The 9,729-nt window shown below is 50.9% G+C and carries 7 protein-coding genes and 3 pseudogenes; 5 read left to right on the top strand and 5 right to left on the bottom strand.

The window, feature by feature from the left end:
- Positions 1–131 precede the first annotated feature (131 nt).
- Together ENGE1_RS25725 and sopA are read right to left on the bottom strand one after the other, a co-directional pair.
- The gene (locus tag ENGE1_RS25725) at positions 132–1,103 is read right to left on the bottom strand and encodes a ParB/RepB/Spo0J family plasmid partition protein (RefSeq protein ID WP_023320141.1); all 972 of its coding nucleotides are present in this window, start codon (positions 1,101–1,103) and stop codon (positions 132–134) included.
- Positions 1,103–2,269: a plasmid-partitioning protein SopA gene (sopA, locus tag ENGE1_RS25720; RefSeq protein WP_000523813.1), complete on the bottom strand. Its 1,167-nt coding sequence runs from the start codon at positions 2,267–2,269 to the stop codon at positions 1,103–1,105. Before sopA ends, ENGE1_RS25725 begins: the two co-directional genes overlap by 1 nt.
- Before the next feature lie 750 nt (positions 2,270–3,019).
- Here sopA and ENGE1_RS25715 point away from each other — a divergent pair.
- Entirely contained in the window at positions 3,020–4,030 is a 1,011-nt protein-coding gene (locus tag ENGE1_RS25715; RefSeq protein ID WP_064360877.1) for a RepB family plasmid replication initiator protein, read from the top strand.
- Positions 4,031–4,727: 697 nt separating this feature from the next.
- Here ENGE1_RS25715 and ENGE1_RS25710 read toward each other — a convergent pair.
- Positions 4,728–5,468: a tyrosine-type recombinase/integrase gene (locus ENGE1_RS25710; protein ID WP_001515717.1), complete on the bottom strand. Its 741-nt coding sequence runs from the start codon at positions 5,466–5,468 to the stop codon at positions 4,728–4,730.
- Positions 5,469–6,210: 742 nt separating this feature from the next.
- Between ENGE1_RS25710 and ENGE1_RS29365 the strand changes: the two genes are divergently transcribed.
- From ENGE1_RS29365 to ENGE1_RS28175, 3 genes and pseudogenes are all read left to right on the top strand, one after another.
- The gene (locus ENGE1_RS29365; RefSeq protein ID WP_073971355.1) at positions 6,211–6,486 is read left to right on the top strand and encodes an IS1-like element transposase; all 276 of its coding nucleotides are present in this window, start codon (positions 6,211–6,213) and stop codon (positions 6,484–6,486) included.
- A pseudogene (locus ENGE1_RS29540) lies at positions 6,405–6,906 on the top strand (IS1 family transposase). Before ENGE1_RS29365 ends, ENGE1_RS29540 begins: the two are co-directional and overlap by 82 nt.
- 6 nt (positions 6,907–6,912) lie before the next feature.
- Positions 6,913–7,389 (top strand): annotated as a pseudogene (locus ENGE1_RS28175) (helicase-related protein); the annotation flags it as partial.
- Between the two features lie 107 nt (positions 7,390–7,496).
- On the opposite strand, the gene ENGE1_RS25695 reads toward ENGE1_RS28175, so the two are convergent.
- Positions 7,497–8,570, bottom strand: a complete 1,074-nt coding sequence (locus ENGE1_RS25695; RefSeq protein WP_064360876.1) for an FUSC family protein — start codon at positions 8,568–8,570, stop codon at positions 7,497–7,499.
- Between ENGE1_RS25695 and ENGE1_RS27695 the strand changes: the two genes are divergently transcribed.
- Positions 8,530–9,057, top strand: a complete 528-nt coding sequence (locus tag ENGE1_RS27695; protein ID WP_073971356.1) for a DUF2778 domain-containing protein — start codon at positions 8,530–8,532, stop codon at positions 9,055–9,057. The two genes, ENGE1_RS25695 and ENGE1_RS27695, sit on opposite strands and share 41 nt — an antisense overlap.
- 182 nt (positions 9,058–9,239) lie before the next feature.
- Here the strand turns inward: ENGE1_RS27695 and istB are convergent.
- Positions 9,240–9,729 (bottom strand): annotated as a pseudogene (gene istB / locus ENGE1_RS25690) (IS21-like element ISEc10 family helper ATPase IstB); the annotation flags it as partial.

Here is a 9,729-nt window from a genome sequence, read left to right as displayed (position 1 = left end):
GCAGATTACCTGACCGACGACGCAGGTGGGACCGTGGTCCCAGAGAGAATATTCAGGCCAGTTATGTTTTCTGGCCTGTGAGAAAGGAAATGAAGTAAAGGGAGATAACCGTAGACTAAAGCGTGTCCGCATTAGACTCCTGGTTTCTCAAGCTCCTTAAGAATGGCTTCTATTTTCTCTATACACTCCGCAGGAATGCGGGACCGATCTAGGTTAAGCACCATTTTATCGCCCTTATACAATGCTGTTGCCCCTGGAGCAAACTGATGACGTGAGCTCAGATTAACTCTTGATGCGCGAGATTGTTTCAGTACGGATGTTAAAAGACTAATGACCTCTTCAGCTTCAAAGATTAGTCCCGCTTTCTTCTGATCGTGGAGAGTCTCAGCCTGCTGCTTCAGTAATTCTTCTTTATCTGCAAAAGCCTTCTGAAGGGCTTCACCTGACCGGGCAGACAGTTCTCCAGGATGTGCAAACAGGGCAACAACTGATTTAGGCAGTTTGGCCGTATTGATACAGCGGGTAATGATCTTACGAGAGATGTTTTCCGCATCGGCAAGCGCAGAAATATTTCCGGCAAACTCATTCTGCAGCCGGCTTGTATAACGCAGGCCACGTTCATAAGCACTCGTCGGCCGATAATCGTTACCCAGCCGGGACAATGCAGCCATCTGCTCGTCGTCCAGTTCACCAACCAGAATGCGATAATCACTTTCCGTCAGGATTGCGGCTTTACGGCGACGGCTGCCGTCTGCAATTTCTATGACATCAGAAACCCGGCGGCCGAAAGCTGGAGTCTGCTGACCGGTCAGTAAAAATGAAGGTATGAGATCATCCAGAGCATCTTCGGTAAGTAGTTCCTGATCACGCTCATTTCCTGACCATACGCGTGAGGCGCTCTCAACAGAGTCTCCCCGGAGCACCTCAAGGGTAAATTTTACTTCCCGTCCACATACCGGAAGAGAGATAGCATTACCGCGGGCCATAGCACCCACGCGCGCAATTAATGAATCCACCATCGGCGCGGCCGGCGCCGGTGATGAAGTATCTTCAGTCGATTGAGTATGTGTGGTATGCCTTGGAATGACAGGGGCACGCTTCATTATCTAATCTCCCAGCGTGGTTTAATCAGACGATCAAAAATCTCATTACAAACAGGTTCCCAGATTGAAAGTGCGTTTCGCCATGCGCCGGTCGAAGAACGTTGATCAATCGCCTGTTCGAAAACGGTTCTCATGCGGATCTGGCCTTTACCAACTTCATCGGTTTCACGTACCACATTTTTAAGAACCATGCTTCCCCATGCATCGCGAATTTGTTCTTCCATCCACGGTGACTGCGAACCATTGTTATTACTGTATTTGGTAAGCAGAATACGGACATCCGGCTCAAAGCCTTTAAGATCCACATTCCTGAGCAGATCACGAAGCATATCGAAAAACTGCAGTGCAGAAGTGTAATCGAACAGCTCTGCCGGGGTGGGAACAATCAGCACATCAGCAGCGCATACGACATTGATCGTGCCAATACCGAGGTTCGGTGCGCTGTCGATAACAATCACATCATAGTCATGAGCGACCGTTTCAATAGCAAGGCGGAGCATCAGATGCGGGTCGGTGGGCAGTTTTCCTTCATCAAATTTGCCCATCAGTTCAGTTTCAATGCGATGCAGTGCCAGGCAGGACGGAATGATATCAAGGCCAGGCCAGCAGGTTGGTTTTATCGCATAACTGGCATCATCCTTTTCACCAAGATAAAAGGGCAGGAGAGTATCTTCCGCGTGTATATGAAGATCGGGCACCCATCCGTGATACATCGAGGCTGTGCCCTGAGGATCATTACCCTCGACAAGCAGAACGCGTAATCCTTTCAGGGCCAGGTCCTGAGCCAGGTGAACAGAAACGGAGGTTTTGTAAACACCACCTTTGTGAGCTGCAACGCCAATCACCGGCGGAAACGCATCTTCAGCACGGCGCAGTCGTGTACCAAATACATCCCGCATGTGATTGATTTGTTCGATGGTATAACCAACGCGTTGCTCAACTCTCCCACGGGTTTCCATATCAGGGTGCGGCAGCCGGCCAGCTTTCTCGGCATCCCTGATAGCCTGAGATGACACGCCAACTAAATCTGCCGCTTCACCAATCCTCCAGCGCCGGGTTATTTTCCGGGCTTCCGGACTGTCATCATTAAACTGTGCAATGGCGATTGCTTTCGTCATTTCATGACCAGCACTTATGCACTGGTTGAGTGTATCCATGAGTCCCATACTGAACATCCTTTAATCATCACTTTGCATTATTTTATTAAATCTTGGAATTTATTGCAAAGCAACAATAAAATCGCAAAGTGCACGAAAAAGTGCAAAGTGAACCACATTGGGTAATGAAAGAACGCAGGGGATTACAAAAGAGTACATACCGCAGTCAATATTAATCACTGCCGCTCGCCGCAGTAAGCGATCTCACACAGTGAGAAAGCGGCGAGGAAGCGGAAAATCACAGAATTCACAGATTGCACGTACGTCGGGTTGCTAAAGATGGCTCGGGATCAGCCAGTTATAATGAAATTGACTGCGGTATGTAATATATTGACTATGGTATGATGCTTACCGCATCTGTGTCGAGGAAGAGGAAAGACGACTCAGCATACCGCAGTCAATGTTTCATTGTTGTACCTGTAGATCTCAATCTTCCAGAGCGTATTCAGGAAAATAAGGCCAGGGTTCTGGATATCTGGTGTGGCGCTTCCGGGCTTGTATCTGGGTTATTCATGGTCTCGATCCAATAATTGATCCCAAGGAGATCATAATGAGATCCAAAAGAGATCCCCGGATCGCTCCAGCATGCGCTGTAACTGGCTTTAACGTCTGTCTGGATCGACTGTGGAATGTAAAATGTTGACTGTTATATGCATAATCTAATACTGTGATATGCAACGGTATTTACTGAGGTATGTATATCCGTTGACTGCGATACGTATTACTACATCCTTTTGTGGATAACCGTTGAGGATCAAGATGACGAGCGAAAATAACAGCTTACTTCTGAACCTTCAGGAGGTTGATAAGACAACCGGTGAAGTTGTTAAGCTGGATGTCAACAGCACCAGTACCGTGCAGCCAGTAGCGCTCATGAGACTCGGTCTCTTCGTCCCAACTCTGAAATCAACAGGGAAGAGCAAGGCGAACCGGAAAAACGTTACAGACGCGACTGAGGAGCTTGTACAGCTGTCCATTGCCAAAAGCGAAGGATACACTGACGTTAAGATCACCGGTTCGCGTCTTGATATGGACACGGATTTTAAAGTCTGGCTGGGGATAATTCGCTCCATGTCGGAGTATGGGGTAAAAAGTGACACCCTGGAACTGTCGTTCGTCGAATTCGTTAAGATGTGCGGATTTGACTCCCGTCGTTCAAACAAAAAAATGCGCGATCGCATCAGTAATTCCCTGTTTAAACTCGCCTCGGTTACGCTGAAGTTCCAGAGCGAGACCAAAGGATGGACCACACATCTGGTGCAGTCAGCCTATTATGACATCAACGAGGATATCGTTGAGATCAAGGCTGAACCTAAGCTGTTTGAGCTTTACCACATGGACAGAAGGGTACTGCTGCGGCTGAAAGCCATTGACGCCCTGCAGCGCAAGGAATCAGCCCAGGCGCTTTATACCTACATCGAAAGTCTTCCCCAGAATCCTGCACCTATTTCCATGAAACGGATGCGTGACCGGCTGAATCTCACCTCAAATGTCTATACGCAGAACCACACGGTACGTAAGGCGATGGAGCAGCTGCGGGATATTGGTTATCTGGATTACACTGAGTTTAAACGTGGCCGAGCCACCTATTTCAGCGTGCATTATCGCAACCCCAAACTCATCAGTGGTCCTGTGAAGGTTCCGCGCAAAGAGGAAGAAGAGAAGGCGCCAGAGCAAAATTATGACGAAGTCATTAAGGCGCTGAAGGCTGCTGGCATCGATCCCCTTAAACTGGCCGAAGTTCTCTCAGCGATGAAGCCAGAAAATTGACTGCGATATGCATAACATGACTGCCGGATGCCGCTAAGGACATTCCATTGACTGTGATATGCATCACGCATACCGCAGTCAATATGTGTTCTCCATCATGTCTGCCATGATCGAACAATATTGACTGTCATATGTGATTTCAGGCCGTGATACGCAGATATTGACTACGGTATGCGGGTTTAACGGCGATATTCCCAGGTCTGTGCACTGCTCCACACGTGTTAACATGCCACAGTCAATTTTTCAGTAAAGCTCTATACCCCTTACGAAAATCTCAATCGGATGCTGAGACGGTCATGTTACCTGACGGTATCCGTTCCCCTGTGTATTGCAGGTTTAGCCCGGCAGGATGAGACTGCAGCTGTCTGTATAACCCGGCGCCAGCTTCACACTGCTAAATGCGAACAGGAGACCGATGGCAGAAGGGAGTGAGCCACAGGGGTGAATGACTTTCGCAATTAACGGGATGATTCACTGAGCTTTCAGGAAACAATACACTGTGGGATGTACGGCCTGTGTCCTGGCTTGTCTGCGGTATGTCGATGCCTGCAGGCTTGCAGGTCACCGTGCAAGACCACGGCTGTTCAGTCATCCGAATGATGTCCTGGTGTGCTGGAGCAGGGAGGGGCACTGAATGCGCTCTGCTCCTGTATTTTGTATTAGCGGAATACAGGACGTCATGCCAGGGCCGTCAATCTCAGCCGGCCGGGGGCAGGGAGCGAAGGATCTCCGCGGCATCTCGCCCATCACCGGTAAAGGGAACGGCCAGGGTGGCAGCCATGTCCAGCGCAAATACCCGGGTATAGACTTCCATCGAGCGCGGATCCTTATGCCCGGCCAGTGCCTGGATGACCTTCCTGGGCTGCCGGTGATAAAGCATGTGCATAATATAGCTGTGACGGAAAGTATGCGGCGTCACGGGGATCGAAAAATGCACGCCGTCAGCTTCAGCCCGCTTCACCGCCTGTTTCAGCCAGTTGCGCATTGTCTCATCCGTGACCGGCCATAACGGCTCACGCCGGCGGGGGCGGGTGGTGACCATCCAGCTTTCCATCTGACGCACAAAACTGGCATCCGTCAGCGGTACCAGACGCACTTCATCTTTTGGCGGCCGGCCACGACGTGCCCGCACTTTTTCCGACAGCACCCGAACAAAAGGGCGCAGACCATCCAGGTCGAACGATTCCGGGGTGAGCGTCCGGGCTTCACCGATACGGATCCCGGTATTCCACATGGTGGCGAACAACATGTGGTGACGCTGGTCAGGCATATACCAGAGGAGGGCGCTCACTTCCGGCGCCAGGAGGTAAGCCGGCGTGGCACCTGTTGAGGTGGCCATCCGCCGGAGTGCCACCGCGGTCGCAAAATCAACGCCCGGGGCGATCGGCAGCAGAGAGACGCGTTCTGGTGAATTCTGCAAGGGAATGATGCTGTTCATGAGTTATTTTTCACGTAGCGCACGCACTGTTTATGGATACAGGTATTTTGCACCTGACGGGCCGATCCTGCCATGACAATAAATCGCAGCGCGCGGATCCTTTTGTTGTCTTATCCCGCATTATTGCGGGTAAAACCAAATGCGTAAAGGATCGTTTTTCTGCTCAGATCCTCCATGAAGCCAGTAATGACGCGGGTTGATGGCTGTTTTACGGTTTTTGGGAGAATTGGGAGAATTGGAGTAATGCCAGGATGTACATGTTAGGCAGGAAAAAGAAGAGAAGAGAGTGCTACGCGATTTCCGGCCTGGTACACCCCTGTAACCTTGCGGGATTTCGCGTAACGCTTTCATAAGTTTACAACAGAAGAGAAAAGATATTTGTTGAAAAATGAAGTCCGTAAGTTAAATAAAAAATCATGATCCGTCCGGCACTATGTACTTAGCTGTCGTTTAGGTCTTAGGTGTTTTTGCTAAATTACGATGGTATCCCTTGTCAGAGTAATCTGGCTTGTCCTGCACATCTTCAGGTGACAATTCAGTGCAATTTCAGGGGTTAATCCTTTTGTCGTCTGCAGAATCTATCTATAAACGGGCTGTTTGTTGGTTCGCCAGAAGGAAAAAATTTAGCGTCGCGCAGATTCAGGCTGTGTTGAACTTTTCTGTTCTGTATCAACAGTTCCTGTCTTAGGTGATGCTGCCAACTTACTGATTTAGTGTATGATGGTGTTTGTGAGGTGCTCCAGTGGCTTCTGTTTCTATCAGCTGTCGCTCCTGTTCAGCTACTGACGGGGTGGTGCGTAACGGTAAAAGTACTGCCGGACATCAGCGCTATCTCTGCTCTCACTGCCGTAAAACATGGCAGTTACAGTTCACATACACCGCCTCTCAACCCGGTACGCACCAGAAAATCATTGATATGGCCATGAATGGTGTTGGATGCCGGGCAACCGCCCGCATTATGGGCGTTGGCCTCAACACGATTTTACGTCACTTAAAAAACTCAGGCCGCAGTCGGTAACCTCGCGCATACAGCCGGGCAGTGACGTCATCGTCTGCGCGGAAATGGACGAACAGTGGGGCTACGTCGGGGCTAAATCGCGCCAGCGCTGGCTGTTTTACGCGTATGACAGGCTCCGGAAGACGGTTTGCGCACGTATTCGGTGAACGCACTATGGCGACGCTGGGGCGTCTTATGAGCCTGCTGTCACCCTTTGACGTGGTGATATGGATGACGGATGGCTGGCCGCTGTATGAATCCCGCCTGAAGGGAAAGCTGCACGTAATCAGCAAGCGATATACGCAGCGAATTGAGCGGCATAACCTGAATCTGAGGCAGTATCTGGCAAGGCTGGGACGGAAGTCGCTGTCGTTCTCAAAATCGGTGGAGCTGCATGACAAAGTCATCGGGCATTATCTGAACATAAAACACTATCAATAAGTTGGAGTCATTACCGAGCTTCGAGACTTACAGCGTGAACTTCAGCATGCGATCCATCAAAAGTTTGGTATCCGCCCTGTCATTATTAACGATGATACCAGCACTAAAAGTAATAGTCAGAATAGCCGCCAGAGGCTGATCGATGATTTCCAGGTTCATCTTGGATTTGGGGTGATTATTCTCTCTACGGTTGCAGTCGGTTTCGGTGTTAACGTACAGAAAGCCAATCATGTTATTCATTTCACTCGTTGCTGGAACCCAGCCAAAGAAGATCAAGCAACAGATCGGGCGTACCGGATTGGGCAAATTAAAGATGTGTATGTTTATTATCCGACGGTGAGGGATCCCGAAATCACCACATTTGAAGAAACTCTGGATGACCTTCTGCTGCGGCGGCGTTCATTAGCAAGAGATATGCTGTGTTCAACTCCTGACTTGAGTGGCGCTGATTTTGAGGACATTTTGAAAGGGGCGTTGGACTGACCCCGCCCCGGTAGACGATCCTGCCCTAGAATTGGCCTGGCGGCAGAGATGGAGTAGACCGCTGAATGTCAACGGTCGTGTAGAATACTGGTATCTCTGCGTGACAATCATGCGTCACGTGAGCCCAGCAGTGCCTGTAAGGCATGCTCCAGTTGCCGTGCATTATCTTCTACCGTGAGCCATTCTGGCGGTAGTTCATGGCGCTGGTCAGCGGTGGACTGAGGTGGTGTTCCCATACAAGCCTGTGGGTCACTTTCTTTAAGCGCAACAACAGCGGATTGACGGGCTAGTACCATGCAGCTATCCGACAACCACTGGCAATACGTCATCACGACAGTTGGTGGTGGAGTATGGGTGTGTGACATGGCCCGGCTGAGACTTTCCGCTAATAAAAGGGAAGTCGCGTATACCCGGATTGCATGGCGGTCGTAACGCTGTGTGACGGTGGCAAGCCGCCCGGCGTTTAGCCGACCCCGTAGTGACCAGTGTTTACTGACCTGTGCTTCAGCTACAGCGGCGCGAAGAGCGGCCAGAGCGGCCTGAGCCTCTGAAAGCTGACTCAAAGCGGCCTCTGCTCCCTTACTGCTTTGCACCTCACAGGCTCGTAGCATTCGATCCAGTCCATTACCAATCTGACGCAGGAAGTCGGAGGTTGAGCGCCCAATGTCGCTGAATGGATTAGACGTAAAGAGCACCTGGCTGAATAATAATCCGACAGAGGCTCCCAGCAGAACGTCCACTAAACGTGTACCGCCCGCGCTTTCAGGCCCCATGGCAAGAACCAGAGCCACCGATACTCCAGCCTGGATGGGGACCACCGGAGCCGGGCCGATGGCGGCGCCCAACAAAATAGCGAAGAACATACCAATGCTCATCCGCACCAGTGGATGAGTATCGGGGAGCTGCCACATCAACTCCCCCATCACGATACCGAACGTACAGCCAATAACCAGATTTCTGGCCTGTTTCAGGTGACTGGGTACACCCGGAGCAAGACATACCACGGCGCTGACGATGGCAAACGTAGGATGCTCATGTCCTAACAGCCATACCGCCAGTAACCATGCCAGCAGGCAGGCCAGTGCCGTAGCAAGCGCATCGCGCGCTGCCAGCCTCGCACGTGAAGGAAATCCAGTGGTGATTTGGCGCCAGGCCAGGCGTAGACGAACTAACCAATGCAACAGGAAACTCCTCAGCGATGATGCGCATGACTCGCCGTTATCATTTGCTGGGGCCGGAACATTTTTAGCGTTTTCTGGCGATGGTATTTATCGCAATCGAGGGGCTTGTGACATGAAGCCGACCGCAGGCCCGGTTCCGGCGGGTAAATACTGGATTGTTAATCGTCCTGAAGGTGGACTCCGATCGCACGTTAATGCCGGTGTTCGGGATCGTTACAACCAGGTCATGAATAGTGCGACGTTCAGGCACAGGCGGGATGATTGGGGAATCGACGATGACACATGGAATGAGGGGGTTAAACGCGGTAACTTCCGTTTGCATCCCGGCGCGATATCAAAAGGGGGTATCACTCTGCTACATGCTTCAGATTTTGCCATGTTGCACAATGCGTTACTAAAAACACCGCAGGTGGATGTTCCTTGTATGAGTAAACTCAAGGCATACGGCACAATTGAGGTGATCGCCAATGGCAAAACATGCCCTTAGCTTGTTGCTTAAAATAATGCTGTTTTATGTGGTTATGCTGATCGTCGCTAAGGCCATTCCTTCCGACGGCTTCGTCAGTTCAATCTCGGTGATTGAGCACTTTGGTTAGTGCCGGAATATTAGACGTCAACTAGTTTTGCCGACTGGCGCCAACTATGCTGGCCGCATCCTTTAGTGCGGCGTTAAGCCGCGCTGGTTACTGCCTTTGCCGTCTTTTTCCTGTAACTTTTTCCCTTCAGTTCGAACATATATCCGTGATGGATCAACCGGTCTGCAGCGGCCACCGCCATCGTCTCATCCACGAAGATGCTGCCCCACGTGCTGAACGGATGGTTACTGGTGATCACCAGGCTCCCGCGTTCGTACCGATGCGCGATTAACTCGAACAGCACGCCCGTTTCAGCGTTGTCGCGTTTGACATAACCAAGGTCATCCACCACTATCACCCGGTAGCGATCCAGTTTCAGTAACAGCTCATTCAGTTTCAGCTGCGCTCTGGCTTTGCGCAGCTCCTGCAGCAGTTCTCCGGCGCTGTAAAACCGGGCCCGGTAGCCCTGGGCTACAACACCATCCACGATCGCTGCCGCCAGATGGCTTTTTCCCAGCCCGCTGGCGCCGAACAGCAAGACGTTTTCACCCGCATCAAGGCTTTGTTGAATAAATAAGATTTCT

The organism is Pluralibacter gergoviae ATCC 33028 = NBRC 105706, assembly GCF_001598855.1.
Taxonomy (GTDB): Bacteria; Pseudomonadota; Gammaproteobacteria; order Enterobacterales; family Enterobacteriaceae; genus Pluralibacter; species Pluralibacter gergoviae.
The sequence above is the reverse complement of the archived record's forward strand: the minus strand, read 5'-3'. Positions and strand labels throughout refer to the sequence as shown.